This is a genomic window from Algorimicrobium algoritergicola (assembly GCF_008086165.1).
Lineage (GTDB): Bacteria > Bacteroidota > Bacteroidia > Flavobacteriales > Flavobacteriaceae > Algorimicrobium > Algorimicrobium algoritergicola.
This window is the reverse complement of record NZ_VSKL01000001.1, coordinates 1222818-1241232: the sequence shown is the minus strand read 5'-3', so window position 1 is coordinate 1241232 and position 18415 is coordinate 1222818. Positions and strand designations below refer to the sequence as shown.

The 18415-nt window shown below is 34.6% G+C and carries 17 protein-coding genes; 4 read left to right on the top strand and 13 right to left on the bottom strand.

Annotated features, from left to right (window positions below; translation table 11 throughout):
- The first annotated feature begins 75 nt into the window (after nucleotides 1-75).
- Nucleotides 76-702, top strand: a complete 627-nt coding sequence (locus ES675_RS05700; protein WP_066248514.1) for a response regulator — start codon at nucleotides 76-78, stop codon at nucleotides 700-702.
- Here ES675_RS05700 and dnaG read toward each other — a convergent pair.
- A complete protein-coding gene (gene dnaG / locus ES675_RS05695; RefSeq protein ID WP_066248512.1) occupies nucleotides 697-2658 on the bottom strand; it encodes a DNA primase in 1962 nt (653 codons plus the stop codon). The two genes, ES675_RS05700 and dnaG, sit on opposite strands and share 6 nt — an antisense overlap.
- 131 nt (nucleotides 2659-2789) lie before the next feature.
- Here dnaG and ES675_RS05690 point away from each other — a divergent pair, with 131 nt between their 5' ends.
- A complete protein-coding gene (locus ES675_RS05690; protein WP_066248509.1) occupies nucleotides 2790-4619 on the top strand; it encodes a Xaa-Pro dipeptidyl-peptidase in 1830 nt (609 codons plus the stop codon).
- A 63-nt stretch (nucleotides 4620-4682) separates the two neighbouring features.
- Here ES675_RS05690 and ES675_RS05685 read toward each other — a convergent pair whose 3' ends face one another.
- The 4 genes from ES675_RS05685 to ES675_RS05670 form a co-directional block, all read right to left on the bottom strand.
- A complete protein-coding gene (locus ES675_RS05685) occupies nucleotides 4683-5762 on the bottom strand; it encodes a hypothetical protein (RefSeq protein WP_066248506.1) in 1080 nt (359 codons plus the stop codon).
- Between the two features lie 28 nt (nucleotides 5763-5790).
- A complete protein-coding gene (locus ES675_RS05680) occupies nucleotides 5791-6561 on the bottom strand; it encodes a hypothetical protein (RefSeq protein WP_066248504.1) in 771 nt (256 codons plus the stop codon).
- Complete coding sequence (locus ES675_RS05675) at nucleotides 6548-7129, bottom strand: RNA polymerase sigma factor (protein ID WP_231931256.1); 582 nt, start codon at nucleotides 7127-7129, stop codon at nucleotides 6548-6550. The genes ES675_RS05680 and ES675_RS05675 overlap by 14 nt, the downstream gene beginning before the upstream one ends.
- A 62-nt stretch (nucleotides 7130-7191) precedes the next feature.
- On the bottom strand, nucleotides 7192-8169 hold the full coding sequence (locus ES675_RS05670; protein ID WP_066248499.1) for a polyprenyl synthetase family protein: 978 nt from the start codon (nucleotides 8167-8169) through the stop codon (nucleotides 7192-7194).
- 328 nt (nucleotides 8170-8497) lie between these two features.
- Here ES675_RS05670 and ES675_RS05665 point away from each other — a divergent pair, with 328 nt between their 5' ends.
- Nucleotides 8498-9655 (top strand): T9SS type A sorting domain-containing protein, encoded by a 1158-nt coding sequence (locus tag ES675_RS05665; protein WP_170244072.1) that lies wholly within the window; start codon nucleotides 8498-8500, stop codon nucleotides 9653-9655.
- Nucleotides 9656-9959: 304 nt separating this feature from the next.
- Nucleotides 9960-10859 (top strand): T9SS-dependent choice-of-anchor J family protein, encoded by a 900-nt coding sequence (locus tag ES675_RS05660; protein ID WP_066248490.1) that lies wholly within the window; start codon nucleotides 9960-9962, stop codon nucleotides 10857-10859.
- Between the two features lie 55 nt (nucleotides 10860-10914).
- On the opposite strand, the gene rlmN is transcribed toward ES675_RS05660, so the two are convergent.
- The 8 genes from rlmN to ES675_RS05620 all read right to left on the bottom strand — a co-directional run bounded on the left by rlmN (nucleotide 10915) and on the right by ES675_RS05620 (nucleotide 18413).
- Complete coding sequence (gene rlmN / locus ES675_RS05655) at nucleotides 10915-11955, bottom strand: 23S rRNA (adenine(2503)-C(2))-methyltransferase RlmN (RefSeq protein WP_066248488.1); 1041 nt, start codon at nucleotides 11953-11955, stop codon at nucleotides 10915-10917.
- 70 nt (nucleotides 11956-12025) lie between these two features.
- Nucleotides 12026-13075, bottom strand: coding sequence for a tRNA preQ1(34) S-adenosylmethionine ribosyltransferase-isomerase QueA (gene queA, locus ES675_RS05650; RefSeq protein ID WP_066248611.1), 1050 nt, complete (start codon nucleotides 13073-13075; stop codon nucleotides 12026-12028).
- 101 nt (nucleotides 13076-13176) lie between these two features.
- Nucleotides 13177-14406 (bottom strand): 3-phosphoshikimate 1-carboxyvinyltransferase, encoded by a 1230-nt coding sequence (locus ES675_RS05645; protein WP_066248484.1) that lies wholly within the window; start codon nucleotides 14404-14406, stop codon nucleotides 13177-13179.
- A 145-nt stretch (nucleotides 14407-14551) separates the two neighbouring features.
- Entirely contained in the window at nucleotides 14552-14878 is a 327-nt protein-coding gene (locus ES675_RS05640; protein ID WP_066248482.1) for a nucleotide pyrophosphohydrolase, read from the bottom strand.
- A complete protein-coding gene (gene dtd / locus ES675_RS05635) occupies nucleotides 14878-15330 on the bottom strand; it encodes a D-aminoacyl-tRNA deacylase (protein ID WP_066248478.1) in 453 nt (150 codons plus the stop codon). The genes ES675_RS05640 and dtd overlap by 1 nt, the downstream gene beginning before the upstream one ends.
- Nucleotides 15331-15379: 49 nt before the next feature.
- Complete coding sequence (rsgA, locus tag ES675_RS05630) at nucleotides 15380-16330, bottom strand: ribosome small subunit-dependent GTPase A (RefSeq protein ID WP_066248473.1); 951 nt, start codon at nucleotides 16328-16330, stop codon at nucleotides 15380-15382.
- A 60-nt stretch (nucleotides 16331-16390) separates the two neighbouring features.
- Nucleotides 16391-17473, bottom strand: a complete 1083-nt coding sequence (locus ES675_RS05625) for a bifunctional 3-deoxy-7-phosphoheptulonate synthase/chorismate mutase type II (RefSeq protein ID WP_066248470.1) — start codon at nucleotides 17471-17473, stop codon at nucleotides 16391-16393.
- 88 nt (nucleotides 17474-17561) lie between these two features.
- Entirely contained in the window at nucleotides 17562-18413 is an 852-nt protein-coding gene (locus ES675_RS05620; RefSeq protein ID WP_066248467.1) for a prephenate dehydrogenase, read from the bottom strand.
- Nucleotides 18414-18415 lie beyond the last annotated feature (2 nt).

Sequence of the window (18415 nt, the reverse complement as noted above, 5' to 3'; positions counted from 1 at the left end):
ATATTTCCTATCTTTATGATATACTTTCAACAAATAGCAACGCCTCATTAGTATTAATTTTATAATTTAATAATTATGATCAAATTGTTGGTGGTAGATAATCACCCTATTGTTAGAAAAGGGCTCGAACTATTATTTGTAACCTCACCACAGATTCAAGTTGTAGGCGGTGTCAATAATGGCGAAGCCATTTTTGACTTCCTAAAACAACATCCTGTTGATATTATTTTAAGTGAAATAGATTTACCTAAACTAAATGGTATTACGGCTTTGCGTCGTTTACGTAAAGAATTTCCGAAAGTTAAAACCATCATGTTCAGTGCACAACCAGAAGAAATTTATGCTATAAATACCATTAAATCTGGTGCTGAAGGCTACTTGATGAAGAGTGTAGATATTATGACCATTAAAGAAGCTATTTTAAAGGTTTATGAAGGAAGTGTTTATTTAAGTAATGACATTGCCGAGCAAATGTCCTCGAAAAGACGTGGTTCTAGATCTGGCTCCTATTATAAGAAGCTCTCCATGCGCGAGATTGAAGTTTTAAAACTATTAGCTTCAGGCCGTAAGAACAAAGAAATAGCTCAAGAATTAGACATTAATGAAAAAACCGTGAGCACTTATAAAGCACGACTCATGAAAAAATTAAATGTCAGTAATATTGTTGATTTAATTAGTCGCGCAAAACTGTTAGAGTTATAAAACGCGATTAAGCTTTCTTGAAAGCAGCATTTTTAAACTCGAATAATCCTTGACTTCTTCTAAAATGTTTCGGTTCGTTTCAAGTTTATTACTTAACGTTTCTTGTTGAAATTCGCGCACTTTCAAGTCTATTAAATAACAGCGTAAACTTAAAATAGTTTCGCTAACTAATTGTGAAACAGTCGTGTTTTTAGCTTTTGGGAAAATATTTTTACGTTCCCAATCTGAAAGCGAATGACGCTCGTCTTCCATTAAAATAGTGGTGATTTCCGAAGCCATTAAAGGTTCAACTGTATTAACTATGTTCTCAATTTGTAAATCTGGGTTTTGATTTAAACTTTCAATAATGGTATAATATAAATCTTTGAAGGTGTCATTAGTAAATTGCATTTCATCTTCCTGTAAGTCTAAATATATTTTTTCAAATACTTTTGCTTGGTGCTTTACAGGTTCCAAAACCAATTCATTCGTATCGTTTTCCTTCAGAATTAAATCTTCAAAATCTTCCGTTTTATTCCCATAAAGTAAGAGAATTTGAATAATTTTCCGTTCTAATTCATATTGAACATCAACCTTTTTTGCAGACTGTTGTTCATTCTTTATAACATCAAAAGCTTTTTGCTCTTGCTTAAACTGCTTATTAGTTTCTTGGGTTTCCTTTTTTGTTATTTGTGCCAAAGTGCTAAACAAAACCGATTCACTGATATCCATAATTCGGGCACATTCCTGAATGTAAATCTCCGTTTTTATCCGATCTGGAATTTTTGCAATACTGTTTACAATATCACGGATGGTTTCGGCCTTTTTTATAGGATCGTTTTTTGCTTCTTTAACCAAAAGCGATGCTTTAAACTGAATAAAATCTTGTGCTTTATCTTCTAAATACGTGGTGATTTCCTCCAATGTATTTTGTTTGGCAAAACTATCTGGATCATCACCAGCAGGAAACGTACAAATCTTAACATTCATGCCTTGTTCCAAGATTAAATCAATACCACGTAGGGAAGCTCTCAAACCTGCCGCATCACCATCAAACAAAACGGTAATGTTTTTGGTAAGCCTATTTATTAATCGGATTTGCTCTGGCGATAAAGCCGTTCCTGATGAAGACACAACATTTTTAATACCACGTTGATGAAACTGAATAACATCAGTATACCCTTCTACCAAATAACAATTATCTTCTTTAGCAATACTTTGCTTGGCGTGAAAAATACCATATAACACTTTACTCTTGTGGTACAAGTCACTTTCTGGTGAGTTTAAGTATTTGGCTGCTTTTTTATCACTTGTTAAAATACGGCCTCCAAATCCTAAAACGCGACCACTCATACTCTGAATAGGAAACATAACACGACCTTTAAATCGATCGAATTGTTTTTCGCCTTTTACAATGGTTAAACCCGTTTTTTCTAAAAATTCTAATTGATAGCCTTTTTTTAAAGCGTCGTCGGTAAAGGCCTGCCATTCATCTAAAGAATACCCTAAATCGAAGGTCTTGACCGTCTCTTCAGTAAAACCACGTTCCTTAAAATAACTTAAACCAATAGCTTTTCCCTGATCTGTTTTATGTAAGATGTTTTGAAAATACTTGCTCGCATATTCACTTACTAAATACAAACTTTCTCGCGCATCAGCCTGTTCCTTTTCCTCATTAGACTGCTGCGTTTCTTCAATTTCAATATTGTATTTATTCGCTAAATATTTTATAGCCTCTGGATAGGTGAAATGTTCATGTTCCATTAAGAAAGCCACAGCATTCCCTCCTTTGCCACTTGAAAAATCTTTCCAAATTTGCTTTACTGGCGACACCATAAAACTTGGTGAACGTTCATCACTAAACGGACTTAAACCTTTGTAATTACTACCCGATTTTTTCAATTGTACAAAATCGCCAATAACCTCCTCTACACGAGAAGTTTCAAATACTTGGTCTATGGTGGATTTTGATATCAATTTACAAAGTGAATTTAAGATTGGTAAAAGTACTATAAACTTATAGGAATTAAAATTTATTACAAACCCTAATTTGAGATTGTTGATAAAAACAGCTAACTTGTTCTACTTATTTTTTACAAATTATTTTTATGAAAAAAAACACATATTCACTTCTCGTTTTATTAAGCTTTCTATGGCTTTACAATGTTCAAGCACAAGAAAAAGCAGTTCCTGTTTTTGAAAATGGCGAAGCGCAAATAGTTGAAGCCTTTAGTAATGTAGATGATTGGATTCGTCATGACCTATGGGTTGAAACTACCTTTGACACCGATGGTGATGGTAAAATGGACCGGATGCATGTAGCAGTTACACGACCTAAACAAACCGATACCGAAGGCTTAAAGCTACCAATTGTATATGAATCTAGTCCATATTATGCTGGTGTTGCTGGTGAAGTTGATGGCTTATTCTGGAATGTAAATCATGAACTTGGAGCGGTAGAAAAGCCAAGAACCAGAGTAGAGGTAAAACGTACTGGTGAACGACCTATTATTTCAAATTCACAAATTCGTACGTGGGTTCCACGTGGTTATATTGTGGTTCATTCCTCATCGCCCGGAACGGGATTATCACAAGGCTCACCTACTGTTGGTGGCATCAATGAGTCGTTAGCACCAAAAGCGGTTATTGATTGGTTAAATGGACGTGCTAAAGGTTATACAACACCAGATGGTAATGAAACCGTTGACGCATTTTGGAGTACTGGAAAAGTAGGTATGACTGGAACAAGTTATAACGGAACTATTCCTTTGGCGGCTGCTACAACAGGTGTTGAAGGTCTGGAAGCTATAATTCCTGTAGCACCAAATACATCTTACTATCATTATTATCGTTCCAATGGTTTGGTACGCTCTCCGGGTGGTTATCTTGGTGAAGATATTGATGTGTTATATGATTTTATTCATAGTGGTGACGAATCAAAACGCGCTTATAATAATAAGATGGTTCGCGATACGGAGATGAAAAATGGCATGGATCGCGTAACAGGCGATTATAATGATTTTTGGGCTGGACGTGATTATTTAAATCAGATGGAACCTATGAAAGCCGCTTTATTGATGTCTCATGGTTTTAACGATTGGAATGTGATGCCAGAACACAGCTACCGGATTTATCAAGCCGCTAAAGACATGGGATTACCGGTACAAATTTATTATCACCAGTTTGGTCATGGAGGTCCACCTCCAATGTCTATGATGAATCGTTGGTTTACACATTATTTACATGGTGTTGATAATGGTGTAGAAAATGATGCGAAAGCATGGATTGTTCGTGAAAATGACGACAGACAAGAACCTACTGCTTATGAAGATTATCCAAATCCTGATGCCAAGGATGTAACACTTCATTTAGGAAAAGGTGGCATGACTGCAGGTCGTTTAACACCTATAGCAGCAAAAAAACAAGGACACGAAATAGTGGTTGATGACGCAACAGTTTCGGGAATAGATTTAGCACAAGCAACGGAATCTAAAAACAGGTTATTATACGCATTACCAACTTTAACGGAAGACTTACATATTTCTGGTTTAGCCAAAATATCCGTTACGCTTGCTAGCAGTAAACCGGCAGCCAATTTATCTGTTTGGTTAGTGTCTTTACCTTGGAATGGAGAAAAAGGCGCAAAAATTACGGACAACATTATAACGCGTGGTTGGGCAGACCCTCAGAACCATAAATCTATTTCCGAGAGTGAACCATTGAAACCCGGTAAGTTTTATACTGTAAATTTCGATTTACAACCAGATGATCAAGTTATTCCTAAAGGACAACAAATTGGATTAATGATTTTTTCTAGTGATAATCAATACACCATATTGCCAAAACCTGGAACGGAATTAACTATTGATTTAGATAATACAACGTTACAACTTCCAATAGTTGGCGGTAAAGATGCTTTGGAAAAAGCAATTAAATAACAACAAACAAAAAGGCTTCAATTACATTGAAGCCTTTTTTACTAATTCAAATAACACTTATATCTAATCCATATCAAAGCGCAATCCTAATGAAATATTGTTTTGATCAATGGCTTGATCTTTAAATATGGTTGATAGATCATATTTAGCATAAATACCAACATTTCCCCAAGACACATAACTACTTAAACCGTACACAAAATTATTGGTGTTGTAATCCTTAAATTTATCTTTTTGCTTACTGCCATTTTCATCATACTTTAATTTTTGTAAGGACTGCATGACAATACCACCATAACCTCCTATTCCGAATTTGAATTTCTTATAAGTAGAATATCTAAAGTAATCATCACGTTCTATTTTTTTAGATGGTCCAAATTCAAAATGCATTGGAATGACCAAATTGGTTGTTCTAAATTTCGATTTACTTAAGTTTAGTGGGTGCTCTTCCAGTGTAACCACGTCATTTTCTTCCGTGAAATACAAATTATCTTTAATGTCTAATTTATTCCATTGCACAGATAAACCGTATTTAAAACGAACGGCATTCGTGTTTTCAAAAATACGTGTTTTCCAAGCCCAACCTAATTCCACAAATCCTGAACCGCCTATTTTATATGGGGAATCGTTTAAGGATTGCCCATCAATAATAGCATTATTAAACCCGATGGCAAATACTAAATCGCTCGTAGTTCTTCGGTCATAAACAACAGGTTTCTTTTTTGTTTTTGGGCCAATATAAATACTCTTTAAGTCGTATTCATCAGAATCTTTATTTTTTCCAATTTCGAGTGTAAAACCGTCTAGATTAGCGCCAGTATCCTGTGTAACATATGCATTACGTTCTAATAATGCCTTACGATTATCAATAATTGCTAATCTGTTTTCAATATTTAAAGCATGTTTTTCCGCCGCAGCTGATTTTAATTTGGAAGCTTCTTCATAAGAAATTTCCTTATTATCCAAGCGGACATTAATAGCTTCTACGGCTTGTTTTAACTGCTCTTTTTCTTCATTTTGAACTAGCGTTTTCTGGTTCTCGAGCTGTTCAATTTTTTCGCTGTTATTTACTTCTTGTGCGTAATTAACATATACGACACAGGTGAGCATAAAGCCTACTAAATACTTGATACTGTTTTGCATAACTGTTTGATTTGAAATTGATGAATTATTAATTATTACGGTCGGCAACCGCTGTTTTTACAATGGTGAAGTTTGTTTTTATTGTTTCAAAAACTTTATCTCGAAATGATTTTTCCAAATCCATTTCCACGTCTTCTAATAAATTATTTGGGTTAATATTATAGTCTGTTTCTTCTGAACCTGAAACAGACGAAACCTTGGATGTTGCTTGTTTCAACAAGGCATCTACTTCCGAATTTAAATCGGAATCAACAATCACGTTGGAAACTTCGCTTTGGGCTATCGTATTTTCAGATGTATTATTGTTAATTATTTGTTTAGATTTATTAGATATTTTTTCGACTACATTCGTATTATTTGTAGTCATTTCACGCGCTTCATTTTTATCAACCGATGTATAACGTTTAGCTGATACTTTTTGTCTTTTTGACGTTTGATTGTTAGTGGGAATATCCGTCGCTAAATTTTCAACTAGGCTTTTATTCTCTTCTTCAGAGATAGTAACCATTTTTGTTGTTTCTACTTTGGAATCAATCTCCAGATTATTTTCAGAAGATGTTTCGACTACCACTGGATTTGATGTGTTTTCTATTTCTTGAAAAGGCTGAAAAGTATTCACCACAAACAACAAACCAATAATACTTGCTGCAATACCCATAAACCAGATATATGTATTTGATGATTTTTTATTCTGTTTATCCAATGAATCCGATAACTGATTCCAAGCATTAGAAGACGGTTGAATTTGACGTTCCTCCAATGTTTTCTTTATATTATTTTCAAATTTATTTGGTGCCATAATGCGATGAATTAAGTACTTGTAATTGTTGTTGAAGTTGCTTTCGTGCTTTAAATAATTGTGATTTAGAGGTGCCTTCCGTAATGCTAAGCATATCTGCAATTTCTTGATGTTTGTAGCCTTCAATAGCATACATAACAAAAACTATTTTATAACCTTCGGGAAGCTCATCAATTAATTGTTGAATTTGAGCCACATCCATATTGCTATGCACATTATTATAACTTTCTTGGTATTGGTTAGATTCTAAATCATCTACTGGAAATTCAATTTTTTTAGCTTGACGCAAATAAGAAATAGCTTCACGAACCATTATTTTTCGCAACCAACCTTCAAAACTTCCTGTGTCCTGAAATTGTTTTAAATGTGTAAATGCTTTAAGGAATCCGTTGAGCATGACCTCTTCGGCTTTTTGGAAATCTTTTACATAATATCTGCAAACGCTTAACATTTTAGGCGCATGAGTATCAAAAAGCACCTGTTGCGCTTCGCGATCATTTTTAGCCGCCTTTTTAATAAGGGTCGTATTATTTTTATGTAGTTGAATAACCTTCAAAATTGCTTTCATTAGAGCTTCTATTAATAAAGACGCAAATTTTATACTAAAGGTTGCCTGACGCTAAAAAAAATTTATTTTTTGCGTTGAATAACGTAATTCACCATAAGTTCTAATGAATCGCGAAAATCGGATTTGGGATAGGTATTAAGTATTTGTAAAGCTTCCTCTTGAAAGGCTTTCATTTTAACAATGGCATAATCTAAACCACCGTTTTCTTTAACAAATGCAATGACTTCGTTTACCCTTCTTTTATCTTTATTATGATTTTTTATGGAATTGATAATCCAATTTTTATCCTTTTTAGAAACGGTATTCAGAACATAAATTAAGGGCAAGGTCATTTTTTGTTCCTTAATATCAATACCTGTAGGTTTACCAATTTTCTCGGTACCATAATCAAACAAATCATCTTTAATTTGAAACGCCATACCAATAAGCTCTCCAAATTTACGCATACGTTCTACATGATCTGAATCTGGTTTTACTGATGCGGCACCCAAGCTGCAACAAGCTGCAATTAAAGTTGCAGTTTTTTGACGGATAATTTCATAATAAATAGCTTCGGTAATATCGAGTTTTCGGGCTTTTTCTATTTGAAGCAATTCACCTTCACTCATTTCACGTACAGCAATAGAAATGATTTTCAATAAGTCGAAATCATTATTATCAATAGAGAGTAATAAACCTTTGGATAACAGGTAGTCGCCAACTAAAACGGCAATTTTATTTTTCCAAAGCGCATTTATAGAGAAAAAACCACGTCGTCTATTACTATCATCCACCACATCATCATGAACCAAAGTTGCTGTATGAATCAATTCTATAACGGATGCACCACGATATGTACGCTCACTAACTTCGCCATTGGAAACCATTTTAGCAACCAAAAACACAAACATAGGTCGCATTTGTTTTCCTTTTCTATTAACAAGATAATGGGTAATCCTATTTAGCAGCGCCACTTTAGAAGACATAGCCAACTGAAACTTTTGTTCGAAAAGTTCCATTTCATAATCTACCGGCTGTTTTATTTGTTCTACTATTTTCAAAAGCAAATATGGCTATTGTGGAATGGCGAAATTACTAAAAAAGCCTGTGAAAAACTAACATTGATTCTGGTAGACACATATTTAAAATATTCCATAACAACTGTCCGTTAAGGGTGTTTTGAATTTGAAGGTTAGAACCCAAATCTTAAATAAAAACGGCATAACTAACACGAAATCAGTGAACTCCTGCTTTCCTGATACAGGCCTTTCAATAAAAGGATTCGAGTAGCTTTTTAGAAATTTATTTTGTAGCCTAAATCTTATGGGATTTGTGAAAATAAACAATACCTTTGGCGTTAACTTTTTTTTAAAATTAAAATTAACAAACATGAAAAAAATTACTTTATTTTTATTTCTATTGTCTATTTCCTTTTCTTTTGGACAGGTTGTTTTAGACGAAAATTTTAATGCTGGTCTTTCTACACCAACAGGTTGGTCTAACACGGATTTAGCAGCTGGAGGCGTTTGGACTTTTGAAACAGGTGGAGAAGCGCCATTCTTCGGTGCGGCAAATGATGTTTTATACAGTGCGGCTGGATTTTCTGGCAGCTATCCAATGTTCAATAGTGATGCTTATGGTAATGATAGTGCACCAGAAAATGCGGCTTTAATAAGTCCTGCTTTTGATTGTTCAGCATTAACCGTGATAAAATTAACTTTTAATCATCTTATTCTTACAGAATATGGCGGAGAAGGTTATGTAGAAGTGTATAATGGTACATCATGGGTACAAGTTGCTGTTTATGATGAGACTACAGTACCTGCGCCTGACTATTTTACTCTTGGCGCTGTAACAATTGATGTTTCTGCTGAATTAGCTGGTGTAACTAATGCACAAGTTAGATTTAGATGGGTAGGCGACTGGTCTTATTATTGGACATTAGACAATGTAATGGTTCAGCAGCCAACAGGTTCTGTTCCAAATCCAGCAATAACACCAACACCGGCAGACGGAGCGGTTGATGTGGTTATAGATAACAGTGCTAGTAATTTTCTAGTTGCTTTTGATTGGGAGCCAGCTACTACTGGCGATGCTGCAACTTCTTATGATATTTATTTAGGTGATGCCGCTAATAATCTTAATTTACTAGGGAATACACCAAATGATATGGTAAATATTACCGGTATGGATTACTCTACAGAATACTTCTGGCAAGTAATTGCTAAAAATCTTGCTGGAGAAGCAGTGGGATCTAGCATATGGAGTTTTACAACAGAAGTAGATCCAGCTTTATCTGTTGACACAAAAACGCTTGAATTGTTTTCAGTTTACCCAAACCCAGTCAACAACAATGTCACTATTAAAACGACTTTAAACATTAATACCGTTGAAGTAATTAATCAATTAGGTCAACGTGTGTTACAAGTAAATGAAGCAAATATTATAAATAATACAATTAATGTATCAACATTAAGCAATGGTATTTACTTTATGAATATTTCGGCTGAAGGTAAAAAGCAAACTATTAAAATTGTTAAAGAATAACGACTATTTTAATTAAACATAAAAGCGCTACTTTTTAATTAAAGTAGCGCTTTTTTTATGGACTTTTATCTGCAAACTTCAAACATTTACTATTAAATCAGATAATAAGCTATACCATGGTTTCCATGTTCTACTAATTGCAAACAGCCATTAGGATTATTGAAATAATGACGTAATTGAAAGAACTGCATAAACACTAACATGATATAACTACAAATTAGGTGACATGTTAAAATCGTACGAAAATCGCTTAAATAATTAAAATTTTGTATTTTTATATATTAATCTCGAAAATTATAATATTATGAAAAAAATTACTTTACTATTAAGCTTATTAATTTGCTACTCGTTGAGTGCTCAAACAAATTTGTTTGAAGATGATTTTGAATCTTATACAGATTTTGCTATTACTGGTGTAGGATCATGGACTTTAATTGATGTAGACGGATTACCTACATATGGTTTCAATGGTGTAACGTTTCCTGAAAGCGCAAGTGCAAAATCATTTCAAGTATTTAATTACACAGCTACGACACCTCCTTTAACCTCTTCAGCTACGAGCAACTGGGAAGGGTACAATAGCACCAAAGGAATGGTTTGTTTTGCTGCTGTACCTGCTGGAGGCGTTGTGAATAACGACTGGCTAATATCTCCTCAAGTAACATTAGCAGCCAGTGGAAATACTGTTTCTTTTTGGTATAAAGCATGTGATGCAACGTATTCAGAAGAAATGTTTACTGTAGGCATATCTACCACAGATACGTCACCAGCTAGCTTTACAATTATTTCTGCGAATCCAGAAAGTGTTCCGCCAAACGACAATACATGGAGACAATTCACTGCCAGCTTACCTTCAACTTACGACGACACTGCTGTTTACTTTAGTATAAACTGTATATCTAACGATCAATTTGGATTTATGATTGATGATTTTTCGGTTGACACATCTTTATTAAGCACGGACGAATTTGCTTTAAATTCCATGTTTATCGGTTGTAAAGACAAAGTAGTAACCATTTCTAATCTTCAAGGAGAGGCTAACTATCGCATATTGAATATTGCAGGACAAGAAGTTCTTAACGGAAATACACGTTTAGAATCTCAAAACATTGATGCTGGTAATTTAGCTTCTGGAATTTATATTGTAGAGGTTACAGATGCGAATTCTAACGCACAAAAAAGAAAGAAAGTGGTTATTGAATAATTATAAATAACTACTATTAAATTAAAAAGGCTACTTATAATTAAGTAGCCTTTTTTTATGAACTCTTATTGGCTAACTGCCCACAAGCGGCATCAATATCTTTACCTCGTGAACGCCTTACGGTAACTGTAATATTATTTTTTTCTAGCATGTTTACATACATATCAATAGCTTCATCATGTGCTTGTTGAAACATACCATCATCAATTGGGTTGTACTCAATTAAATTCACCTTACTAGGCGCAAACTTGCAGAATTCTATTAAGGCATCTACATCCTTTTTCTGATCATTAATTCCTTTCCAAACCACATACTCATAGGTAATTCTATTTTTTGTCTGGGCATACCAATACTCCAAAGCTTCACGTAAATCTTTTAATGGAAACGTAGCATTAAAGGGCATAATAGTGGTTCGAACCTCATCAATAGCAGAATGTAAGGAAACGGCTAATTTAAATTTAACCTTTTCATCTGCCATTTTTTTAATCATCTTAGGCACACCTGATGTGGACACCACAATGCGTTTTGGCGACATACCTAAACCTTCAGGTGATGTAATTTTATCAATGGCTTTCAGTACATTATTATAGTTCATAAGCGGTTCACCCATTCCCATAAACACAATATTACTTAACGGCCTGTCATGATATAAACGACTTTCTCTATCAATAGCAACCACCTGGTCATAAATTTCATCCGGGTTTAAATTACGCATACGTTTTAAACGAGACGTAGCACAAAACAAGCAATCCAAACTACAACCAACCTGACTAGATACACAAGCCGTTGTACGCGTTTTAGTAGGTATTAAAACCGATTCCACAATTAACCCATCATGTAGCTTAACAGCATTTTTAATCGTGCCATCACTACTCCTTTGCATGTCATCCACCTTAATATGATTAATAACAAAGTTGTTTTCAAGCATAGCACGTGTTTCTTTGGACAAGTTGGTCATATCGGCGAAGGTATGTGCCGATTTACTCCAAAGCCATTCATAAACCTGATTACCACGAAATGCTTGATCACCTTCTTTTTCAAAAAAGCCTCGCAATTGGTCTTTGGTTAAAGCGCGTATGTCTTTTTTATCACTCATATAAGATCTATAAAACGTAAAAAAATAAAATAAAAAAGCCTTGTAAAAACAAGGCTTTTAAACATGTTTATTATATAATTAGCATGGCATCACCATAGCTATAAAATTTGTACTTTTCTTTAACAGCCTCATCATACGCTTTCTTAATAAATTCATGACCAGCAAAAGCTGAAGCCATCATTAAAAGTGTTGATTTTGGTGTGTGGAAATTGGTAATCATACAATTTGCGATACTAAAATCGTAAGGTGGGAAAATAAATTTATTGGACCAGCCATCAAATTCATTCAAGGTTCCACTAGACGAAACAGCACTTTCTACAGATCGCATAGCCGTTGTACCAACTGCACAAATACGTCTTTTCTCTTTAATCGCTTTATTAATAATTTCCGTTGTCGGCTTCTTAATAATGATTTCTTCACTATCCATTTTATGCTTGGATAAATCTTCAACCTCAACAGGGTTAAACGTTCCTAAACCAACATGCAAGGTTACATCCGCAAACTTAACACCTTTAATTTCTAAACGCTTTAATAAATGTCTCGAGAAATGTAAACCAGCTGTTGGAGCTGCTACAGCACCTTCATTTTTAGCAAAAATAGTTTGGTAACGCTCTTCATCTTCCGGCTCCACTTCACGCTTGATGTATTTTGGAAGTGGTGTTTCTCCAAGCTCTGTTAATTTTACTCTGAAATCTCTATAAGAACCATCATATAAAAAACGAAGTGTTCTACCTCTAGAGGTGGTATTATCAATGACTTCAGCAACTAAAGATTCGCCTTCACCGAAATACAATTTATTACCAATACGGATTTTTCTAGCTGGATCTACCAACACATCCCAAAGGCGTTGTTCTTCATTTAACTCACGCAATAAAAACACTTCAATCCGCGCACCGGTTTTCTCCTTATTTCCATATAGTCTAGCTGGAAAAACTTTGGTGTCGTTTAAAATCATGACATCATCTTCTTCAAAATAATCGATAATATCTTTAAACATTTTGTGTTCGATCGTTTGATCTTTTCTGTTTAATACCATTAAACGTGACTCATCCCTGTTTTCAGAAGGATATTCCGCTAATAACTCCTCAGGTAACTCGAAGTTAAAATGCGATAATTTCATTTTTTTGATAGACGTATATGTTTTAGAAGTTAATAATTTTACTCGCAAAGGTTGCAAATATACAACCTGAAAGTAGGCGTTGTCAAGTATTTAGCCATTTATTATTCAGATAGCCTAATTCCAGTGGCTTTCAAGTCGTTCCAAAATGACGGATATGATTTTGAAACCACGCCAGCGTCATGAATAACCAAGTCTGTTTTTAATGCTAATGGTGCAAAAGCCATAGCCATTCTATGATCGTTGTAGGTATCTATGGCAATATCTTTTTTTATGGTGGACGTTGCTTTTAATTGCAAATTATCTTCCGTAATAATTACAGTAGCGCCTAATTTTTCTAATTCTGTTTTTAAAGCCACTAACCGATCCGTTTCTTTAATTTTGAGCGTGTGTAAACCTGTTAAGTGACACGCTATTCCTAAACCGAAGCAGGAAACAGCAATAGTTTGGGCAATATCTGGTGCGTTAACTAAATCTAATTTTATTTCTACAGAAGAATTTATTCCGGCTACTTTTTTTAGTGTGATGCGATTCTCATGAAAAGATGTTGATACACCAAATTGTTTGTAAATTTCGGCTAAAACAGAATCGCCTTGCAAACTATCCATTTTATAGGATGTTAAAGAAATTTCAGTTTCTATGGTACTTAAAGCTATTAAACTGTAAAAATAGGAAGCTGAAGACCAATCGCTTTCAACAGTTAATTCCCTTTCCTTTAATTCTTTTAATGGTTTAATTTGAATGAGATTCTTTTCAAAAGAGGTTTCCACACCAATTTGATTCAATAGTTGAAGCGTCATTTTTATATATGGAATGGACGTAATTTCTCCATCTAACGTTACATGCAGTCCATTCTCCAATTTAGATCCAATGAGTAATAAAGCCGAAATATATTGACTACTCACACCTGCTTTAATAGTCACTTGATTTTTAGTTAGTTTCTGACCTTCTATTTGCAAAGGTGGAAACCCTGGATTTTCAAGATAAGAAACATTTGCACCTAATTGATTTAAAGCATCAACCAGAATTTGAATGGGCCGTTCTTTCATGCGCTCGGAACCTGTTATAGTAACCGTTCGGTTTTCTTGAACCGCAAAATAAGCGGTTAAAAACCGCATGGCTGTTCCAGCGTGATGCACATCAATTGAATTGGAATGGCTAGACAAAGCTTTTGCCATAAAAACCGTATCGTCTGAATTTGATAAATTACGAATCCGAATTTCAGGATACAAAGCTTGTAGCAATAACAATCTGTTGGATTCACTTTTTGAACCTGTGATGTTGATTGGAGATTGCTGACTTTTGATTACTGATTTTTGAAGTATGAGGTTCATTAATTTAACAAATTTATGCTCCAGAGGAGCGATATATTAATAGCACTTGCATTATTTGCAGGTTAAAAGCTCCGGAGGAGCAACATATTGATAAAATTAATCTACATACAAAATCATAACCGTCACTTATTACAAAACAATTACATTATTTCAACTTCGGATTATTTTGATGACGCTCATGGTCGCGTTTCGTTTTGATATCTAATTTTTTATCGAAAGCAGCTTGCAAGTCAATACCCGTTTGATTTGCTAAACATAAAACCACAAAAACGACATCGGCTAATTCTTCGCCTAAATCTTTATTTTTATCGCTTTCTTTTTCGCTTTGTTCACCATAACGACGGGCAATAATTCGAGCAACTTCCCCAACTTCTTCAGTTAGTTGTGCCATATTGGTCAACTCGTTAAAATACCGAACGCCATGTTCTTTTATCCATTCATCAACGGCTAATTGTGCATTTTCAATATTCATTAGTCTTTGTTTTTAGTATCCATAATAATTGTAACAGGTCCATCATTAATTAATGCGACTTGCATATCTCCACCAAATTCACCCGTTTGAATGTGCTTCCCTAAATCAGCCTCTATTTGCTTAATAAAATCCTGATACAACGGAATAGCCACATCTGGCTTTGCTGCTTTTATATAACTGGGTCTGTTGCCTTTTTTAGTATTGGCATGTAAAGTAAATTGACTGACTACAATAACATCCCCTTGATTATCTAATATGGAATTGTTCATGACGCCTTCTGCATCTTGAAAAATACGCATATTCACAATTTTATTGGAAAGCCATGTAATATCTTCGGCTGTATCGGCATTTACAATGCCTAATAACACCAATAAACCAGAATTTATGGACGCTACTTTCTTATCATTAATTGTAACACTTGCTTGAGAAACCCTTTGAATAACTGCTTTCATCTAAATAAGAAATTAACTTTTGGGGATATTATTTATCAGTTTTTAGAAATTATTTCATCCATTCTTCTGTTCGGAAATGATCTTCATCACCTTCTAGAATTTGTAGGTAACTTCGGTAACGCGATGCAGCAACTTCATTAGCTTCCAAGGCATCTTTAACAGCACATTGTGGTTCTTCAACATGAATACAATTATTAAACTTGCAGTCTTGTTTTAAAGCGAAAAACTCTGGAAAATAATCACTAATTTCTTCCTTATCCATATCTACCACACCAAAGCCTTTAATTCCTGGCGTGTCAATAATTTTAGCATCAAAACTTAAATCGAACATTTCAGCAAAAGTCGTTGTGTGTTGCCCTTGCGAATGTTGCGTTGAAATGGCTTTAGTTTTCAAATCCAATTCAGGCTCAATGGCATTGACTAAAGTAGATTTTCCAACTCCTGAATGTCCAGCAAACATGCTAACCTTCCCAGTCATTAAATCTTTAACCTTTTCAATATTTTTTCCGGTTGTTGCCGAAATACCGATACATTCATATCCAATTTTTCGATACACATGTGCTAGATATTTCACCTCATTCAACGTGTCTTCATCATAGGTATCTACTTTATTAAAAAGTAGAACTGTTTTGATGGAATACGCTTCAGCCGTCACCAAAAACCGGTCGATAAAACTGGTAAATGTTGGTGGATTATCAATAGTTATCAATAAAAAAACCTGGTCAATATTGGCGGCAATTATATGGGTTTGCTTGGATAGGTTAACCGATTTTCGAACAATATAATTTTTCCGATCGTGAATCACGGTAATCACACCAACAGGTTCTTCGTTATTGTCATAATCCAGATCAAAATCCACACGATCACCAACAGCTACCGGATTGGTGCTCTTGATTCCTTTCATTCGAAATTTACCCTTAATACGACATGGGTAAACGGCACCTAAATCCGTTTTCACGGTGTACCAACTTCCTGTAGATTTATAAACGATTCCTGTCATTATTACAAAGATGCGATATTAATTTATAGCGAAAAATTAATCGGAAAAAAAACACATGAATTACTTCTTGATAATTTTTTCCTGATGGTTTATGGATTCTTGATGAACGGCTTTAAAAACACGTAAAATAAACTCTTCGCTAAGATTCTTTTCTTCACCTTGGAGAATCATCTTACCTAATATTTCATTCCAACGTTTGGTTTGCAAAACGGCTACATTATGTGCTTTTTTAAGCGATCCAATATCATCAGCAACTTTCATACGCTTGCCTAACATATCAATTAACTGATGGTCAATCACATCAATTTGCGTTCGCATGGTGTTGATTTTATTCTTGAATTCGGTGGCTTCACCTGTTTCTTTTCTAATCTTCAAATCGTCCATAAATTGAACAAGCGTTGCTGGTGTAATTTGCTGTGCAGCATCACTCCACGCATTGTCTGGATCAAAATGAGTTTCTACCATTAAACCATCATAATTTAAATCGAGAGCCGTTTGACATAAGTCGAAAATAATATCACGACGACCAGCAATATGCGATGGATCTAAAATTAGCGGTAAATCTGGAAAACGATGTTGCAAATCGATTGGTAATTGCCATTCTGGATTATTTCTATAACGTGTTTTTTCATAGGTTGAAAACCCGCGATGTATAACACCTAAATTTTTAATATCAGCTGTGTAGAAACGTTCAACAGCACCTAACCATAAAGCCAAATCTGGATTCACAGGGTTTTTCACCAAAACAGGTTTATCCGTTCCTTTTAGCGCATCTGCAATTTCTTGAACAATAAACGGACTAACTGTTGTTCGCGCACCAATCCAAAGTACATCAACATCATGTTTTAACGCTAATTCCACGTGATTTGTGTTAGCAACTTCCGTCGCAATCAACATACCTGTTTCTTCTTTAGCTTTTTGTAACCATTTTAATCCTAAAGCACCAACACCTTCAAAATTCCCAGGTCTTGTCCGTGGTTTCCAAATTCCAGCTCTTAAAACTGTTGCATCTGTATCTTTTAATTGATGCGCTATTTTTAAAACTTGTTCTTCCGTTTCGGCACTACAAGGTCCAGCAATTACTAACGGATGATCTAATCCGAAGTTATTTAACCAAGTTCCTAATTCTTTTTTATTTTCCATAATCTTCTTTTTTATTTCGAAAAACAAACCCCAATCGCTTTTAAAGTAAATCCGTTTTGGATTTTAGTTTTTGGAATTTGATTTCAATTTATTGTATTCCGTTTAATATATCTTTAATGTAATTTGTATCCGACATTTCTTTGTGAATTTCCTCAAAACGATCCGTTTCTAAATACGTTTTAAACGTGGTTAAGTTTTGAATATATTCATCTAAAGTTTCTATAACATTGGTTTTATTTTGCTTAAAAATGGGTGTCCACATATCTGGAGAGCTTTTTGCCAATCGCACTGTAGATGCAAACCCACTTCCTGCCATATCAAAAATATCGCGTTCATTTTTTTCTTTTTCAATAACCGTTTTCCCTAACATGAATGCACTAATATGGGATAAATGAGATACATAAGCAATGTGCTTATCATGTGCTTCCGGATTCATATACCGAATACGCATACCCATAATTTTAAAAATAGTTAATGCACGTTCTTGCAAATTGAAAGCCGTTTTCTCTACTTCGCAAATAATATTTGTTTTCCCTTGAAACAAACCTTCCAATGCTGCTTTTGGTCCAGAAAACTCCGTTCCAGCAATAGGATGGGTTGCTAAAAAATTTCGACGTTTTGGATGGTTTTCAACAGCCTTACAAATAGCGACTTTGGTTGAGCCAGCTTCCATAACCAACGCATCATCATGTACTAAATTTAAAACTTCTGGCAATACATTGACAGCTGCATCAACAGGAATGGCGACAATAACGGCATCAGCATTTTTTAAATCACTAAATGTAGCTTTCTGATCAATTATTTGAAGTGTTAACGCTTCATCTAAATTTTCCGTACTGGAATCGATTCCAAAAATGGTAATTTCAGGATTCAAATGCTTGATATCCTTGGCTATACTTCCGCCTATTAATCCAACACCTATAATATATATGTTTTTCATAG